The organism is Nocardia sp. NPDC004123 (assembly GCF_053603795.1).
The window spans coordinates 41,753-58,241 of the sequence record NZ_JBSGGG010000042.1; the positions used below are offsets into that span (position 1 = coordinate 41,753).

The 16,489-nt window shown below is 69.4% G+C and carries 15 protein-coding genes and 1 tRNA gene; 11 read left to right on the top strand and 5 right to left on the bottom strand.

Annotated features, from left to right (window positions below; all coding sequences use genetic code 11):
- Positions 1-6: 6 nt before the first annotated feature.
- Positions 7-450, bottom strand: a complete 444-nt coding sequence (locus tag ACWEQQ_RS41995; RefSeq protein ID WP_354849484.1) for an Rv0361 family membrane protein — start codon at positions 448-450, stop codon at positions 7-9.
- A 179-nt stretch (positions 451-629) separates the two neighbouring features.
- Here ACWEQQ_RS41995 and ACWEQQ_RS42000 point away from each other — a divergent pair, with 179 nt between their 5' ends.
- The 6 genes from ACWEQQ_RS42000 (at position 630) to ACWEQQ_RS42025 (ending at position 7,021) form a co-directional block, all read left to right on the top strand.
- Positions 630-1,652, top strand: a complete 1,023-nt coding sequence (locus ACWEQQ_RS42000) for an iron ABC transporter substrate-binding protein (protein WP_452344143.1) — start codon at positions 630-632, stop codon at positions 1,650-1,652.
- Positions 1,653-1,729: 77 nt separating this feature from the next.
- Positions 1,730-3,268 carry an ABC transporter permease gene (locus ACWEQQ_RS42005; protein WP_452352156.1) on the top strand — a complete coding sequence of 513 codons (1,539 nt, stop codon included), beginning with the start codon at positions 1,730-1,732 and terminating at the stop codon, positions 3,266-3,268.
- Positions 3,265-4,383, top strand: coding sequence for an ABC transporter ATP-binding protein (locus ACWEQQ_RS42010; protein WP_452352157.1), 1,119 nt, complete (start codon positions 3,265-3,267; stop codon positions 4,381-4,383). The genes ACWEQQ_RS42005 and ACWEQQ_RS42010 overlap by 4 nt, the downstream gene beginning before the upstream one ends.
- 114 nt (positions 4,384-4,497) lie before the next feature.
- Entirely contained in the window at positions 4,498-4,851 is a 354-nt protein-coding gene (locus ACWEQQ_RS42015) for a hypothetical protein (protein WP_452352158.1), read from the top strand.
- Between the two features lie 157 nt (positions 4,852-5,008).
- Positions 5,009-6,412: a hypothetical protein gene (locus tag ACWEQQ_RS42020; RefSeq protein ID WP_452352159.1), complete on the top strand. Its 1,404-nt coding sequence runs from the start codon at positions 5,009-5,011 to the stop codon at positions 6,410-6,412.
- Positions 6,413-6,421: 9 nt separating this feature from the next.
- Entirely contained in the window at positions 6,422-7,021 is a 600-nt protein-coding gene (locus tag ACWEQQ_RS42025) for a TIGR03086 family metal-binding protein (protein WP_452352160.1), read from the top strand.
- A gap of 4 nt (positions 7,022-7,025) precedes the next feature.
- Here the strand turns inward: ACWEQQ_RS42025 and ACWEQQ_RS42030 are convergent, their stop codons facing one another.
- Entirely contained in the window at positions 7,026-8,303 is a 1,278-nt protein-coding gene (locus ACWEQQ_RS42030) for an alpha/beta hydrolase family protein (RefSeq protein ID WP_452352161.1), read from the bottom strand.
- A gap of 142 nt (positions 8,304-8,445) precedes the next feature.
- On the opposite strand from ACWEQQ_RS42030, the gene ACWEQQ_RS42035 reads away from it, so the two are divergent.
- A complete protein-coding gene (locus ACWEQQ_RS42035; protein WP_452352162.1) occupies positions 8,446-8,568 on the top strand; it encodes a hypothetical protein in 123 nt (40 codons plus the stop codon).
- A 327-nt stretch (positions 8,569-8,895) separates the two neighbouring features.
- On the opposite strand, the gene ACWEQQ_RS42040 is transcribed toward ACWEQQ_RS42035, so the two are convergent.
- From ACWEQQ_RS42040 to ACWEQQ_RS42050, 3 genes are all read right to left on the bottom strand, one after another.
- Positions 8,896-8,971 (bottom strand) — tRNA-Arg (locus ACWEQQ_RS42040).
- A gap of 124 nt (positions 8,972-9,095) precedes the next feature.
- Positions 9,096-9,809, bottom strand: coding sequence for a DUF305 domain-containing protein (locus ACWEQQ_RS42045; RefSeq protein WP_452352163.1), 714 nt, complete (start codon positions 9,807-9,809; stop codon positions 9,096-9,098).
- An 11-nt stretch (positions 9,810-9,820) separates the two neighbouring features.
- The gene (locus tag ACWEQQ_RS42050) at positions 9,821-10,780 is read right to left on the bottom strand and encodes a DUF3105 domain-containing protein (protein WP_452352164.1); all 960 of its coding nucleotides are present in this window, start codon (positions 10,778-10,780) and stop codon (positions 9,821-9,823) included.
- 122 nt (positions 10,781-10,902) lie between these two features.
- On the opposite strand from ACWEQQ_RS42050, the gene argS reads away from it, so the two are divergent.
- The 4 genes from argS to thrC are packed head-to-tail and all read left to right on the top strand — an operon-like array spanning position 10,903 to position 16,396.
- The gene (argS, locus tag ACWEQQ_RS42055; RefSeq protein WP_452352165.1) at positions 10,903-12,561 is read left to right on the top strand and encodes an arginine--tRNA ligase; all 1,659 of its coding nucleotides are present in this window, start codon (positions 10,903-10,905) and stop codon (positions 12,559-12,561) included.
- On the top strand, positions 12,562-13,983 hold the full coding sequence (gene lysA, locus ACWEQQ_RS42060) for a diaminopimelate decarboxylase (RefSeq protein ID WP_379390882.1): 1,422 nt from the start codon (positions 12,562-12,564) through the stop codon (positions 13,981-13,983).
- Positions 13,980-15,311: a homoserine dehydrogenase gene (locus tag ACWEQQ_RS42065; protein ID WP_452344132.1), complete on the top strand. Its 1,332-nt coding sequence runs from the start codon at positions 13,980-13,982 to the stop codon at positions 15,309-15,311. The genes lysA and ACWEQQ_RS42065 overlap by 4 nt, the downstream gene beginning before the upstream one ends.
- A complete protein-coding gene (thrC, locus tag ACWEQQ_RS42070) occupies positions 15,308-16,396 on the top strand; it encodes a threonine synthase (protein ID WP_452352166.1) in 1,089 nt (362 codons plus the stop codon). Before ACWEQQ_RS42065 ends, thrC begins: the two co-directional genes overlap by 4 nt.
- The last annotated feature ends 93 nt before the right edge of the window (positions 16,397-16,489 follow it).

Sequence of the window (16,489 nt, forward strand, 5' to 3'; positions counted from 1 at the left end):
ACCGTCCTACTTCGCGTCGGTGGAACAGACCTTCCATACGCCGTCTTCCTTGCGCAGGTGTTCATCGGTGGAACGCTTGCTGTCGGCGGTGCCGGGCAGGGTGAGCGTGCCCAGGGTGACAGCCGTGGCGCGGTCGCCGGTGATGGTGATGCCCTGCACCGAATCGACCTTCATGGAGATCTTGCCCTGGTCCATGGCCTTGCGCTGGGCCTCGGGCAGCGCGTCGTACTGGGCGCGGTCGCCGGCGCAGGTCTTGCCGACGGCCTGCGACGCGCCGCCGGCGGAGAGCGCGTCGTAGAAATCGCGCACCGCGGTCTCGACGCGCTTGTCGTCGCTCGGTCCGGAGTCCTTGCCGTTCAACGTCACCGCGGTGGCGATGCCACCTCCCACGAGCACCACGGCGGCGACGCCGAGTCCGATGGTCAAGGGGGTACGCCGCTGCAAGCTCATCGAGATCCTTCGACTCCGGCCGATCTTCGGTTGCTGTCTGTCCGGGGCCGTCCCCGGAACGCACGCAGACTACAGCGATTCCGTGTCGATTGGTGGGGTGGCATTTGAACCCGTGACATGGGACGGTACGTTGGTTAGGCAAACCTCATAGACGAGGCTGGGCAAGCGAAAGGACGGTCATGACGGCGGCTCGATGGAAACTGGTGTCCGGCGCACTGGCGGCGATCGCGGTGCTCGGCGCGACCACTGCCTGCTCCAGCTCGTCGAAGAACGACAACGAGATCCTGGTCTACAACGCGCAGCACGAATCCCTCACCAAGGAGTGGGTGGACGCGTTCACCAAGGACACCGGCATCAAGGTGACCCTCCGCAACGGTGGTGACACCGACCTCGGCAACCAGATCGTGGCCGAGGGCAAGAACTCGCCCGCCGACGTCTTCCTCACCGAGAACTCCCCGGCCATGGCGCTGGTCGAGAACGCCGGCCTGTTCTCCGACGTCGACAAGGACACCCTGGCCCAGGTGCCGGACCAGTTCCGCCCCTCCACCGGCAAGTGGACCGGAATCGCGGCCCGCTCAACTGTTTTCGTCTACAACACCGCCAAACTGCCCGCCGACCAGCTGCCCAAGTCGCTGCTCGACCTGCAGCAGCCGCAGTGGAAGGGCAAGTGGAGCGCCGCCCCCGCGGGCGCGGACTTCCAGGCCATCGTGGGCGCGCTGCTGGTGCAGAAGGGCGAGGACGTGACCCGGGCCTGGCTGAAGGGCCTGAAGGACAACGCGGTCATCTCGCAGAACAACACGACCGTCATGAAGGGCGCCAACACCGGTCAGTTCGACGGCGGCGTGATCTATCACTACTACTGGTACCGCGACCAGGCCAAGACCAAGGAGAACAGCGGCAACACCCAGCTGTTCTACTTCAAGAACCAGGACCCGGGCGCCTTCGTCTCCACCTCCGGCGGCGGCGTGCTGAAGTCGAGCAAGAAGCAGGCCAACGCCCAGAAGTTCCTGAACTTCATCACCTCCAAGCAGGGGCAGGAGGTGCTGCGCGACGGTGACTCCATGGAATACCCGGTGGCCTCGGACGTCGCGGCCAACCCGGCGCTGCCGCCGCTGGCCTCGCTCGACGCGCCCAAGATCGACCCGAGCAAGCTGGACGCCAAGAAGGTCACGCAGCTCATGACCGAGGCGGGTCTGCTCTAACCGTGGCTGTTCGGACCGCTGTACCCACCCGGGCGGCGAAGGACCTGCCCAGCAGGGTCTCTCGGGCTCTGACCAGGATGGTCCCGAGTACATCGGCCATCCGGCCCGGCGCGATCGTCACGATCGCCGCCCTGCTCATGGTGGCGGCCACCTTCGTGCCGCTGGGGTACATCGTGTCCACCCTGGTCTCGACCGGATGGCACGAGACCGCACAGCTGGTGTTCCGCCCGCGCGTGGCCGAATTGCTGCGCAACACCGCCGAACTGGTGGTGCTGACCGTGCCGATCTGCGTGGCGCTGGGCATCGGCCTGGCCTGGATCGTGGAGCGCACCGACGTGCCGGGCGCGGCCTGGTGGGGCCCGATCTTCGCCGCCCCCCTCGCGGTTCCGGCCTTCGTCAACAGCTACGGCTGGGTCAGCGCCATCCCGTCGCTGCACGGGCTCTGGGCGGGCGTGCTCGTCTCGACGGTCTCGTACTTCCCGCTGGTGTACCTCCCGGCGGCGGCCACCCTGCGGCGGCTGGATCCCGCCGTGGAGGAATCGGCCCGGGCCCTCGGCTCCGGGCCCCTCGCCGTCTTCGCACGCATCGTGCTGCCGCAGCTGCGGCTGGCGATTCTCGGTGGCGGACTGCTGATCTCGCTGCACCTGCTGGCCGAGTACGGCGCCTTCGCCATGATCCGGTTCGACACCTTCACCACCGCCATCTTCCAGCAGTACCAGTCCAGCTTCGCGGGTGCGGCGGGCAGCACGCTCTCGGGCGTGCTGGTGGTGCTGTGCCTGGTGCTGCTGGCCGGTGAGGCCACCGTGCGCGGCCGGGCCCGCTACGCCCGCATCGGCGGCGGCGCGCAGCGGGGCGCGAACCGGATTCGCCTGGGCCTGGCCAAGATTCCCCTGTTCGCGCTGCTGGCCGCCGCGCTGGCGGCGACGCTGGGCGTACCGCTGTGGACCATCGGCCGGTGGCTGAAGATCGGCGGCTCGGCGGTGTGGAACACCACCGATATCGGCGAATCCCTCGGTCAGACCATCGGTTTGGCCGCCACCGCCGCGGTGATCACCACCCTGTGCGCCTTCCCGGTGGCCTGGGTCGCGGTGCGCTCCACCTCGCGGTTCGCGCGGATCATCGAGGGGGCCAACTACATCACCAGTTCGCTGCCGGGCATCGTGATCGCGCTGGCGCTGGTGACCGTGTCGATTCGCTGGCTGCCCGCGCTCTATCAGACGGCCGCGACCATCCTGGCCGCCTACACGCTCATGTTCCTGCCGCGCGCGCTGGTGAGCGTGCGTGCCGGGCTGGCGCAGGTGCCGGTGGGACTGGAGGAGGCCTCGCAGGCGCTCGGAAAATCCCCGGCCGCCACCTTCTTCCGCGTCACCCTGCGGCTCACCGCGCCCGCGGCGGCCGCGGCGGCGGCCATGGCGTTCGTGGCCGTGGCCACCGAGCTGACCGCCACCCTGCTGCTGGCCCCCAACGGCACCAACACCCTCGCCATGCAGTTCTGGCAGCTGTCGGGCGAATTGGACTACGCGGCCGCCGCGCCGTACGCGCTGATCATGATCATCGTCTCGGTGCCGGTCACCTATCTGCTGTTCACCCAATCCAGGAAGGCGGCGGGACTGTGAGTCGTCTTGTCGTAGACCAGGTTCGCAAGACCTTCGGACAGGCGCCGGTGCTCGACGGCATCAGCCTCGACGTCGCCGACGGCAGCGCCACGGCGGTGGTCGGATCCTCCGGATGCGGCAAGACCACGCTGCTGCGGGTGATCGCCGGATTCGAGAACCCGGACGCCGGATCGGTGTCCGTCGGCGGGGAAACCATTACCCGCCAGGGCTTCTCGGTGCCGTCGCACCGGCGCAGAATCGGCTACGTAGCCCAGGACGGGGCACTGTTCCCGCACCTGACGGTGGGGCAGAACATCGCCTACGGGCTCGGCGGGGGACTGGGCGCGCGGCGCAGGCACCGGCAGCACGTCGCCGAACTGCTCGACATGGTCTCGCTCGACCCGTCCTACGCGGATCGGCGGCCGCATCAGCTCTCCGGCGGCCAGCAGCAGCGCGTCGCCCTGGCCCGCGCCCTGGCCCGCAAACCCGATCTCATGCTGCTGGACGAGCCCTTCAGCGCCCTGGACACCGGACTCCGCGCCGCCACCCGGCAGGCCGTCGCCGAGACCCTGCGCGCCGCGGGCATGACCAGCATCCTGGTCACCCACGATCAGGAGGAGGCACTGTCCTTCGCCGATCAGGTCGCGGTCATGTGCTCGGGCCGCTTCACCCAGGTCGGCACCCCCGAGCAGGTGTACGCGGCCCCCGCGGACCTGTTCACGGCCGGATTCCTCGGCGACACAGTGCTTCTCGACGCCACCATCGGCGCGGAGACCGCCCAGACCGTGCTCGGCCGCATCCCGGTGCAGGTGAACGCGCCGACCGGTGCGGGCGCGGTCATGATGCGGCCCGAACAGCTGCTGGCCCGGGCGGCCACCGACGGTCACGCCGGCTGCGCCACCGTGCGCGCCCTCGAGTTCCGGGGTGCGGATGTCCTGCTCACCCTCGATCTCGACGGCTGCCCCGAACCTGTCCAGGTGCGCCGGGTGAGCGTGGACGCGCCCACGGTCGGCGACCGGGTCGAGCTCGAAGTCCTCGGCGCGGCAGTCGCTTTCACCGCCGAGCAGTGCGCCGCCGCCGGCCGGACAACCGGCGCGGCCGCCGTGAGCCGGGTCGGCGCGGTCTCCGCGGTCTGAGCGATCGGCCGGTCGGAATGTGACCGATCGGACCGGGGAGTCCCTATAGTGGCGCGGAGGCCGAATCGTCGGCCGCGGAGGCGAACTGCCTCAGCTCGTCCCGAAGGAGACAAGGTGCGCCGCACGCTGCTCGTCACATCCGCTCTCGCCGCCGCGTGCGCCCTGGCCCCGCTCGCGTCCGCGGAACCGCCCGCCGATCCCGCGGTGAAGGTGCAGGCGGTCTACGGCCCCGAGCAGTTCCCCATGGCTGGCGTGGCCGCCGACATCGCGCCCTGCGGCGGCGGCGCGAATGTGGCGACTCTCACCACCGGCGTCGACGGCACGGCCGTCTACAACGGCGCGCTCGGCTGCTACCGGGTTCAGGTCAGCACCCCGATCGGCTGTGCGCTGGACAGTGATCCGGCCGTTCAGGTCACCTCCGCGCCGGGCGTCACCCCGCCGGCGATCTTCCGTTTCCGCTGCGCCTGACGGTGTCGCGGGCCCGCTCCCCGGCCCGCCGAAGGACTGTGACCGACTCCACTTCTCAGGGTTCCCACATACCGTAGCTGTTAATGTCGCGAGAGATAGCTGCTCGTTATTGCTGTAACGCGGAAGGCGTCGCATCACCGAGGGAGTAGGTGACGAGATGGGCGCGAGGTTCGCGTTGGCAGATCCGCCGGGCAGGACGGCGCCCCTGGCGCTGCGACGCTACGCGGTTCCGATCGAGGCGATGGCCGCCCTGCTGGGCGCGGCGGTGGCCGGACTGCTGCTCATGGCCCCCCTCGATCTGGGCTGGACCTCCGAAGGCCCGGTGCTGCAGCTGGATCTGCTGGTGCTGAACATGCCGCGCGCGGCCGCCGCCGGCGCGGCGTTCGCGGTGGTCTCGGCGGCGCTGGTGGTCGCGCTCGGGCACAAGACGGCGTGGATCGTGTCGAGCGGCAGCGCGGTGGTGCTTCTGATCGACCAGCTGTGGAACCGCGACGCGGCGATCCCGGGAAATCTGACGACCGCCAACTACATCGATTCCATCTTCAGTGGCATCCTGCTCGGGGCGCTCGCGGTCGCGGTGTTCGGCAAACCCATCGCAACGGGCGCGTACCTGATCGGCGCCCTGTCCGCGATCCTGATCGCCGACCAGACCTCGCTGCCGCCCGCGGGCGGCCGGGGCAATCCTCTCACCGCATGGGCGTCGACCGGAACGCCACCGGTGTGGCTGCTCATGCTGGCCGTTGCGATGCTGGTCGCGGGTATCGCCGTCCAGCAGCCGGAACCGTCGGGCGAACACGAGAACACCGATTTGGCGATGGGCCCGATCCTGTCCGCGCTGATCCTGGTCACCGCGACCACACTGTCGACGCAGTGGTTCGTGCAGCATGCCGGCACCGTCGCGCAGGCTGGGGTGGCCGCGGCCATCACCATCGGCGCGGCGCTGGTCGCGGCGCTGCTGTTGCCCGGGCGCGAGGGCACCCTGGTGCTGCTCGCGGTGGCGGTGGCCAATGCGGGCAGCGCGATCATCGCGGTGCCCCGGCCGGATTGGACCGCGCCGTTCCCGGTCCTGGCCGTGGTGGCCGGGCTGGCGGTGGGACGCCGATGGCGTGCGCCCTGGATCGCGCTGGCCGCGACCGCCGGGCTGGCGGTCTTCGCGGCGGGCACCGCGGGCATCGCGCACCAGTACGCGGTGATCCCGGTGCTCGGTGTGATCCTCACCGCGCTGGCCATCGGCTTCTGCTTCGGCGCGGCGGTCCCGAAGACCGCCGGCAGCGCCGTGGTGGCGCTCGCCGTACTGGTGGTGCCCTGCCTGGTGGTGGCGCTGCGGGGCAGCAGCTTCGGCCGGGTCGCCTATTCGCCGCGCTGGTATCGGGATCCGCACGGGGCGGTCTCCGCGGTGCCCGGCATGGTGGCCCTGGTGATCACCCTGGGCTGTGCGGCCGGGCTGTACCTGCTGTGGCGGATCCGATCCCCGCGGGCCGTGGCCGCGCCGGAACCCGCTCTCCCGCCACGGGTGATCGTCATGCCCGATGGAGCGCGGAACGTCTTGCCGCAGGGCTAGTCTGGCCGCATGGCCGACAAGTCACCGGTGGACCCGACGATCGATCTCCTGGAACGGGCCGTCGCCCAGATGGGCGATGTCATCGCCGCCGTCACCCCGGACCGGACAGCCCTGCCTACTCCGTGCGAGGACTGGCACGTGCGCGGGCTGCTGGAGCACATCGTGGGCCAGATCCTGCGCGACTTCACCATCGCCGCGCGCGGCGAGATGCCCGACTGGGGCGCACCGCCCGACCCGGTCGGCGCGGACTGGGCCGCCGAGTTCCGCACCCGCGCGCAGCCGCTGCTCGAGACGTGGCGCGCCGCCGATCCGGAGCGGCTGGTGCCCGGCATGGGCGGGGAGGCCCCGCTGCGCGGTCGCGCCGATCAGCAGATCACCGAATTCGCCATGCACGCCTGGGATCTCACCCGGGCCACCGGTCAGGGCCGCACCCTGGATCCGGAGCTCGCCGAGCACGGCCTGGCCTGGTCCAAGCAGCTGCTGAAGCCTGAATTCCGCGGTCCCGGAAAGGCTTTCGGGCACGAGGTGCCGATCGCCGCCGACGCGCCCGCCTACGACCGGCTGGCCGCCTGGTTCGGCCGCGATCCGGGCTGGATGCCCGCGGCCTGACCGCCTACCGGCCGAACCGGGTATCCACCCAGGCCAATGCGTCATTGAACGACGCGTCGAGCACGCCACGGTGGTCCGCGCCCGGATAGCTGTGGTACTGCACCGGCTGACCGCCCGCGCGCTGCTGCACCACCATGGCGTCGGTGGCGAGCGCCGGCACCGTGGTGTCGGCGCGGCCCTGCAATACCAACAGCGGCTGCGTGAAAGTCAGTGCGCTGGGGTAGTTTTCGTTCAGCACCCGGATCAGTGCGGAGATGTCCCCGTCACGGTTGAAGACGTCGTCGGCGGTGAGGCCGCCCCACGAATCCTGTTGCCGTAGCTGGCCGATGCATCCGGTGTCGGCTTGGGCGAGCATGGATTGCGCACGAGGGGTGAGGAATCGGGCCGGATCCAGCGGCGTGACCGTCTGCGCGCCGCGAATGATCAAGGGCAGGAACGATACCGCGCTGCCGGTGAGCGGGGACAGGGCGCCCGCCACGCCCGCCGTGGTGGCCAGCTGCGACGCCTGCAGTCCGATGCCCTGATGGGAGGCGGGCGCGAGCGCTACCGAACCCAGCAGCTGCAGCTCCGGGGCCCACTGCTGGGCCTGGGCAGCGGTGAAGATGGCGGCCTGCCCGCCCTGGGAGTGGCCCACGGCCACCCAGCGGACCCCGATATCCGGGTCGACTTCCCGTGCGGCCCGGGCCATATCGGTAACGGCACGCTGTTCGGCAGTGCCGATCAGATAGCCGTGCGGACTGGGCGTGCCCAGCCCCTGATAGTCGGTCTGGGCCACCGCGTACCCGGCCGCGACCCAGCGCTCCTGCAGGCGGCGCACCAGCGAGGTGTAGTCGTGGGCGGGGAAGCCGGGGGAGGTGTCCTGGGAGGGCGCGCAGGCATCGGCGACGCCGGTGGTGCCGTGCGCCCAGGAGATCAGCGGCCAGCCACCCGCCGGCGGGGTGCCGTCCGGGACCGCGAGGGTGCCCGACACCGCGACCGGATTGCCCTGCATGTCGACCGAGCGGTACAGCACCAGGTAGTTGCGCGCGCCCGCGAGAGCGGGATCGCCTGTGAGCGGCCGCAATTGGATGACCGATCCGGGGATGCCCGGGACCCGATCCGCGGCCGGGAAATAGAACGACGCCTCGGTCTCCTCCTCCGGCGCCACCGGGGTGGCGGCGACCGGCGCGACCAGGCTCAGGGCCGCGGTCGCGGCCGCCAGGACCGTGGTGAATCCCCCGGCGAGCGAGCGTGAGACGCGACGCTGCGGCTGTTCTGCACGGGCGCTCTCGTTGTCCGACACTTCTCAGAACATACCGGCCCGTTCGTGTTTCACATGAAAAGCAGGGCCGCTCGCAGTGCGAAGGAGTCGGCCGGGTGCGCGGTGCGCACAGCGGGCGTATCGGGGATCGATCGAAAACGGATCGCGGATTGCCATCGGCATCGTGCTGTACTTCACCGGCGCCATCATCACCATCGTCCGCGCCAAGTCCTACGGCCACGTCCCGTTCCCCATGCTCTACATGGTCCCGGTGATCGCGGCGATGGCGCTGGAATACGCGGCCTGACCGCCCGATGCGTCGCGACGTCGTGCCGGCGGCGCGAGCTCGTACTCGACCGTCACCGGCACCAGGCCCCCGGGCTATTACCGAGATCGATTCCAGTGCAGGAGAATTCGACATCATCCTGGCTAGAAAACGCGCTCGCGGTGTCCGGCTGCCTCCTGCACAACCGGACACCGCGATGCACAGCTACTACCTTTGCTCCCGAGTCCTCGAATCGGAATCCCAATCGGTCACGATGGCACGATAAGTCAGTCATTCGGTGCCGAAACGGCCCGCCGCCTCCGCGAACGAGTAAGGCCCCGACCGTGATCCACGGTCGGGGCCTTACTGTGGTGCCCTCGGCAGGATTCGAACCTGCGGCCTTCTGCTCCGGAGGCAGACGCTCTATCCCCTGAGCTACGAGGGCGGGGATGGTCCCGTCCGGTCTCCCGGTCGGGCTGGGACAGCGTATCGCATCGCTCGCGCTGCGCCAAAAACGAACACGGACCGGGCGTTTCTGTGCCCGGTCCGTGTTCGTCGGAGGTGCTGGTTCAGTTCATCGGCAGGGGTGCGACCTTGCGCTCGGCCAGCATCTGGGTCATGAGATCGGCCTCGCTCTTCTGGGTCTTGGCCATGCTCTCGGCCAGCGAGCGCACCGCGTCGGTGTCCGCGCGCTGGGCGGCGTACTCGATCATCGGCATGCCGCCCTGGTGGTGGCGCAGCATCAGCTGCAGGTACAGCGCATCCAGTGCCGGGCCGGTGGCCTGGCCCAGGGCGGCCATCTCCTGATCGGACGCCATGCCGGGCATGGTCTGGACCGCGCCGGAGTGCATGGCGGTGCCGGAATGCTCGTGCGTGGACATGTCCGTCATCCAGCCCATGTAGCCGTCGGGGGAGATGAGCGGTTTGTCCCACTGCTGCAGCCAGCCCTGCATGCGACCGGCCTGATTGGCCTGCGTGGTGAGGATGTCGTAGGCGAGCCGCTTCACCGCCGGGTCCGTGGTCCCCGACAGTGCGATGCCCGACATCTGCACCGCCTGCGCGTGATGCACCGACATGTCCTGGGAGAAGCCGACATCCACCGCGCCCGGCGTCTCCGGGCCGTGGTGCATGGCATTGCCCACCAGCAGTCCGGCCATGAAACCGATGAGCAGCACCGCGACCACCCCGATCGCGAGCAGAGCGGGCTGCTGATTGCGGCGTGTTTGCGGCACCGGTTCGGCGGCGGGATCGGGCTCGGAGCTGCGATCTGGGATATCGGACATGAACGGCGGCACTACTGGGTCGGAGCCGGCTGCTCCGGCTGGGTCGGGCCGTCGGTCGGGGCCGGGATGGACGGGATGCCGCCGGGCAGGCTCGTGCCATCGGTGGGCAGACCCGGCACGCCGTTCGGGAGACCCGGGATACCGCCGGCCGGCATGCCCGGAATGCCGCCGCCGCCACCCAGCTCGCTCGCGTCCTGCTGCAGGCCCTTGCCGTCCATCGGCACCGCGTCGGGGCCGGGCGGGGTCGGGTCGAAGGCCGGCGGGTTGTCGGTGTTGAAGGTCGGGTTCGCGCAGTCCGCGCCGACCTCCGGGTAGGCGTACTGATTCAGGCGCAGCGCGGTGATGAACTCGCCGACGCGCTTGTCGTCGGCGCTGTTCAGCTTCAGCTGGTGACCCCACGACTGCAGGGAGATCGGGGTGTCCAGGCCGGGATAGGGCGACATCAGGCTGTAGGGCTTGCCCTTGACCTTCGACTTCAGGGTGTCGATGCCGGCCTGATCGACCTTGTCCGGGTTGTAGGCGATCCAGATCGCGCCGTGCTCGAGCGAGTGCACCGCGTTCTCGGTGCGGATCGCCTTGGCGTACACCACGCCGGTGCAGGCCGCCCACGAGCCGTCGTGCGGACCGCCGAAGGGCGGGGACTGGTCGTAGTTCACGCGCTGGGTGGCCGCGACGTGCATGCCCGCCGCGTAGTCCTTCTTCACCACGCCCGGAATCTGATCCGAGGGATCCTTCTTCTGGGCGGACGGCGTGTACTTGTCCTGCTCCTGCTTGTCCTGGATCTTGGGCACCAGCACCCAGGCGATGCCGCCGATGAGGGCGAGGATGCAGACCACGGCCCCGATCATGAGCCACGGAATCTGACGCTTACCGCCCAGGCTGCCGCCGCGACCGCCCTTCCTGGACGATCCGGCCGACTTGCCCGCGGCCTTGATGGCCTTGGCCGACTTGGCACTGGTCTTGCTCGGCATGCTTGTTGTGCTCTTTTCGACGTGTCGGACAATCAAACGACGCGGCCGCCTCGTTTGCTGGGCACCTGCCCGGTGGTGCCCGCTCGCGGCGTTCACCTGCTCAGACCATAGGATAGTGACTCGTGACTCCAGCTGACCTTGCAGATCTCCTTCGTGCTACCGCAGCGAAGGTACTTGTCGAACGCGGATCGGACCCTGCGATCCTGCCCGACGAGGTCAAGGTGGAGCGTCCCCGCAACCCCGAGCACGGTGACTATGCCACGAATGTGGCCATGCAGGTAGGCAAGAAGGCGGGAATGAACCCCCGCGATTTCGCGACGTTGCTGGCCGAGGCGTTGTCGGCCGCCGAGGGCATCGAGGCCGCCGAGGTCGCGGGACCGGGCTTCCTGAACATTCGCCTGGCCAAGGCCGCGCAGGGCGCGATCGTCGAGAAGATCCTCGAGGCCGGTGCGAAGTTCGGCACCGGGGACGCTCTCGGGGGCACGAAGATCAACCTCGAATTCGTCTCCGCCAACCCGACGGGCCCGATCCACCTGGGCGGAACCCGCTGGGCCTCGGTCGGCGACGCGCTCGGCCGGATCCTGGCGGCCCAGGGCGCGGACGTGACCCGCGAGTACTACTTCAACGACCACGGCGCGCAGATCGACCGCTTCGCCAACTCGCTGGTGGCCGCCGCGCTGGGACAGCCGACCCCCGAGGACGGTTACGCGGGCGCGTACATCAACGAGATCGCCGACACCGTCGTGAAGGCCAACCCGGGTGTGCTGGAACTCCCGGAGGCCGAGCGGCACGAGCTGTTCCGCCGCGAGGGCGTCGAGCTCATGTTCGCGCACATCAAGCAGACGCTGCACGACTTCGGCACCGACTTCGACGTGTACTTCAACGAGAGTTCGCTGTTCGCCTCCGGCGCGGTCGAGCAGGCCATCGAGACGCTGAAGGCGTCCGGCAAGCTTTACGAGAAGGACGGCGCCTGGTGGATCGCCTCCACCGAATACGGCGACGACAAGGACCGCGTCGTCATCAAGAGCGACGGCAAGTCCGCCTACATCGGCGGTGACATCGCCTACTTCCAGAACAAGCGCTCGCGCGGTTTCGATCTGTGCATCTACATGCTCGGTGCGGACCACCACGGCTACATCGGCCGTCTCAAGGCCGCCGCGGCCGCGTTCGGCGACAACCCGGACACCGTCGAGGTGCTCATCGGCCAGATGGTGAACCTGGTGAAAGATGGTGCCGCCGTTCGCATGTCGAAGCGCGCGGGCACCGTCGTCACCCTCGACGACCTGGTCGAGCAGATCGGCGTGGACGCGGCGCGGTACTCGCTGGTGCGCTCCTCGGTGAACTCCAGCATCGACATCGACCTGGACCTGTGGACCCGGCAGGACAGCGAGAACCCGGTCTACTACGTGCAGTACGCGCACGCGCGCACCAACCAGATCCTCGGCAACGCGGCCGCGTTCGACTACGCCTCGGTCACACCGGATTTCGCGCTGCTGACCGATGACCGCGAGGGCGCGCTCATCCGCACGCTGGGCGAGTACCCGCGCGTGGTGGCCACCGCCGCCGAGATGCGGGAGCCGCACCGGGTCGTGCGCTACCTCGAGGAACTCGCCGGGGCCTACCACCCCTTCCAGTCCGAAAAGACGCTGCGCGTCATCCCGCAGGGCGACGACGTGGTCACCCCGCTCAATGCCGCTCGCCTCGAGCTGGTCAAAGCCACCCGTCAGGTTCTCGCCAACGGCCTCGGCCTCCTAGGCGTCAGTGCACCGGAGCGTATGTAGATGAGTGCCCACCCCGCAGGACCCCGCCATGCGGACATCCCGCACGCGCCCACGCTCGCCGAGCGGCCCAGCGCACCCGCGCAGATGATCGAGCTGCCCGCGAATGTGTGGCCGCGCAACGCTGCTCGCGACGCCGACGGCGTGGTACGGCTGGCGGGCGTGCCGGTGCACGAGCTGGCCGCCGAGTACGGCACCCCGCTGTTCGTGATCGACGAGGACGACTTCCGCTCCCGCTGCCGGGACATGGTCCGCGCCTTCGGTGACGGCGCGCGAGTCCACTACGCCTCCAAGGCCTTCCTGTGCGGCGAGGTCGCCCGCTGGATCCGTGACGAGGGCCTGCACCTGGACGTGTGCTCCGGCGGCGAGCTGTCGGTGGCGCTGCACGCCGGCTTCCCGGCCGAGCGGATCGCCCTGCACGGCAACAACAAATCGGTGCCCGAGCTGGAGATGGCGGTCGGGGCGGGCGTCGGCGACGTGGTCGTCGACTCGCTGATCGAGATCGAGCGCCTGGAGGCGGTGGCCAAGCGCGCCGGCAAGGTGGTGGACGTGCTGATCCGCGTCACCGTCGGCGTGGAGGCCCACACCCACGAGTACATCTCGACCGCGCACGAGGACCAGAAGTTCGGCTTCTCCATCGCGGGCGGCGACGCCATGCAGGCCATCGCCCGGGTCTTCGAGTCCGACAATCTGCGCCTGGTCGGCCTGCACTCGCACATCGGCTCGCAGATCTTCGAGATCGACGGCTTCGAGATCTCCACCCGCCGCATGCTGGGCCTGCTGCGCGAGGTCGCCGACAAGTTCGGCATGGAACGCGCCGAACAGATGCGCGTGCTGGATCTCGGTGGCGGCCTGGGTATTTCGTACCTGCCGCACGAGGATCCGCCGGCCCTGGACGGCTTCGCCGCCAACCTGCGCCGCATCGTGGCCGAGGAGGCCGAGCGGGCCGGGCTGCCGGTGCCGACCATCGCGGTCGAGCCGGGCCGCGCCATCGCCGGTCCCGGCACCGTCACCCTCTACGAGGTCGGCACCATCAAAGATGTTGTGCTCGACGGTGGTAATCGCCGACGCTATGTGAGCGTCGACGGCGGCATGAGCGACAACATCCGTCCCGCCCTGTACCAGGCCGAGTACGACTGCCGCCTGGTCTCGCGCTCCAGCGAGGCCGGTCCGGTGGTCGCGCGAGTGGTCGGAAAGCATTGCGAGAGTGGGGATATCGTCATCCGTGACACCTGGCTCCCGGCCGATGTGGGCCCGGGCGACCTGGTGGCGGTGGCCGCGACCGGCGCGTACTGCTACTCGATGTCGAGCCGCTACAACATGCTCACCCGGCCCGCGGTGGTCGCGGTGCGAGATGGCAAGGCGCGCTTGATCCTTCGCCGCGAAACGGTGGAGGACCTACTCAGCTTGGAGGTGAAGGCATGACCGAGAACAGAAACGGCGGCGTGTGGGGACAGGATCATCCCATTGGCGTGGCCGTCCTCGGCATGGGCACGGTCGGCACGGAGGTGGTCCGCATCCTTCGTGACCACGCCGACGACCTGTGCAACCGGGTCGGCGCTCCGGTCGTGCTGCGCGGTGTCGCGGTGCGCGACCTGAGCAAGGACCGCGGCCTGCCCGCCGAGCTGGTCACCACCGATGCCGAGGCCCTGGTCACCCGCGACGACGTGGACATCGTGGTCGAGGTCATGGGCGGCATCGACCCGGCCCGCGACCTGATCAAGTCCGCGCTCACCAAGGGCAAGTCGGTGATCACCGCGAACAAGGCGCTGCTCGCCGATTACACCGGCGAGCTGGCCGCCGCGGCCGAATCCAACCGCGCCGACCTGTACTTCGAGGCCGCCGTCGCCGGGGCCATCCCGGTGATCCGCCCGCTCATCCAGTCGCTGTCCGGCGACCGGGTCAACCGCGTGGTCGGCATCGTCAACGGCACCACCAACTTCATCCTCTCGGCCATGGCCGAGACCGGCGCGGACTATGACGACGTGCTGGCCGAGGCCACCCGCCTGGGCTACGCGGAGGCCGACCCGACCGCCGACGTCGAGGGCTACGACGCTGCCGCCAAGGCCGCCATCCTCGCCTCTGTGGCCTTCCACACCCGCGTCACCTCCGGTGATGTGTACCGCGAGGGCATCTCCAAGATCACCTCCGAGGATCTGGAGACCGCGGCGGCCGTGGGCTGCACCGTGAAGCTGCTGGCCATGGCCGAGCGCGTCACCGACGACGGCGGCAAGGAGAAGATCTCCGTGCGCGTCTACCCCGCCCTCATCCCGCGCAAGCACCCGCTGGCCGCGGTCAACGGAGCGTTCAATGCCGTGGTCGTGGAGGCCGAGAACGCCGGCCGGCTGATGTTCTACGGTCAGGGCGCCGGTGGCGCGCCGACCGCCTCGGCCGTCATGGGCGATCTGGTGATGGCGGCGCGCAACAAGTTCTACGGTGGCCGCGCTCCGGGCGAATCGGTCTATGCTGAGCTGCCGATCGCTTCGATCGGCGACACCCCGACCCGCTACCACGTGAACCTGCAGGTGGCCGACCGCACCGGTGTGCTGGAAGCGGTCGCCGGGGAATTCGCCAAGCACAGTGTGAGCATCTCGACGGTCCGGCAGGAAGGCCACGACGTCGGCGCTCGCCTGGTCGTGGTGACCCACCATGCGCAGGAATCCGCGCTTGCGGATACCGTTGCCGCATTGGCCGAACTGGACTCCGTCACGTCCGTGACCAGTGTTCTGAGATTGGAAGGCACCGAGGAATGAGTGCAATCGCACGCGCGACAGCCGTGCATACGCCGTGGCCGGGTCTGATCGACGCCTACCGCGATCGGCTCGCGATTCCCGCTGACTGGGAAGCCGTCACTCTCTTCGAGGGCGGCACCCCGCTGGTGCCCGCGCATCACCTCTCCGAGCTGACCGGCTGTGAGGTGTATCTCAAGGTCGAGGGCGCGAACCCGACCGGTTCCTTCAAGGACCGCGGCATGACCATGGCCATGACGGATGCGAAGTACAACGGCAAGACCGCCGTGCTGTGCGCCTCCACCGGCAACACTTCGGCCTCGGCCGCGGCGTACGCCACCCGCGCCGGCCTGCACTGCGCGGTGCTGATCCCGTCGGGCAAGATCGCCATGGGCAAGCTGGCCCAGGCGGTCATGCTGGGCGCGAAGATCATTCAGGTGGACGGCAACTTCGACGACTGTCTCGAGCTGGCCCGCAAGGTCACCGCGGACTTCCCCGAGGTCGGCCTGGTGAACTCGGTCAACCCGGCCCGCATCGAGGGCCAGAAGACCGCGGCCTTCGAAATCGTGGACGCGCTGGGCAAGGCGCCCGATGTGCACGTGCTGCCGGTCGGCAATGCGGGCAATATCACCGCGTACTGGAAGGGCTACAGCGAGTACCACGCCGACGGCATCACCAGCTCGCGCCCGCGCATGCTGGGTGTGCAGGCCGCCGGCGCCGCGCCGCTGGTCAACGGAGCCCCGGTCGCGAACCCGGAGACCGTGGCCACCGCCATCCGGATCGGCGCGCCCGCGTCGTGGAACGGCGCCATGAACGCCAAGACGGAATCGGGCGGCGCGTTCCGCGCGGCCACCGACGAGGAGATCCTGGCCGCGTATCACCTGGTCGCGGCCAAGGAGGGCGTGTTCGTGGAGCCCGCCTCCGCCGCTTCGGTGGCGGGTCTGCTGGCCGCGCGCGCCGAGGGCTGGCTGGATTCCGGCCTCACCGTGGTCTGCACGGTGACCGGCAACGGCCTCAAGGATCCGGACAACGCGCTCAAGGGCATGCCCGAGGTGACGCCGATAGCGGTCGACCCGGTCGCCGTGGCCCACGAACTCGAGCTGGCCTGAGTTGAATTCTCGTGATGGTCAGCTCCGTGAGCGAGCGGAGCGAGGGAACCATGTCACAGCCGCTTCGCGGTACGACGGTGCCGAGCGCCAGCG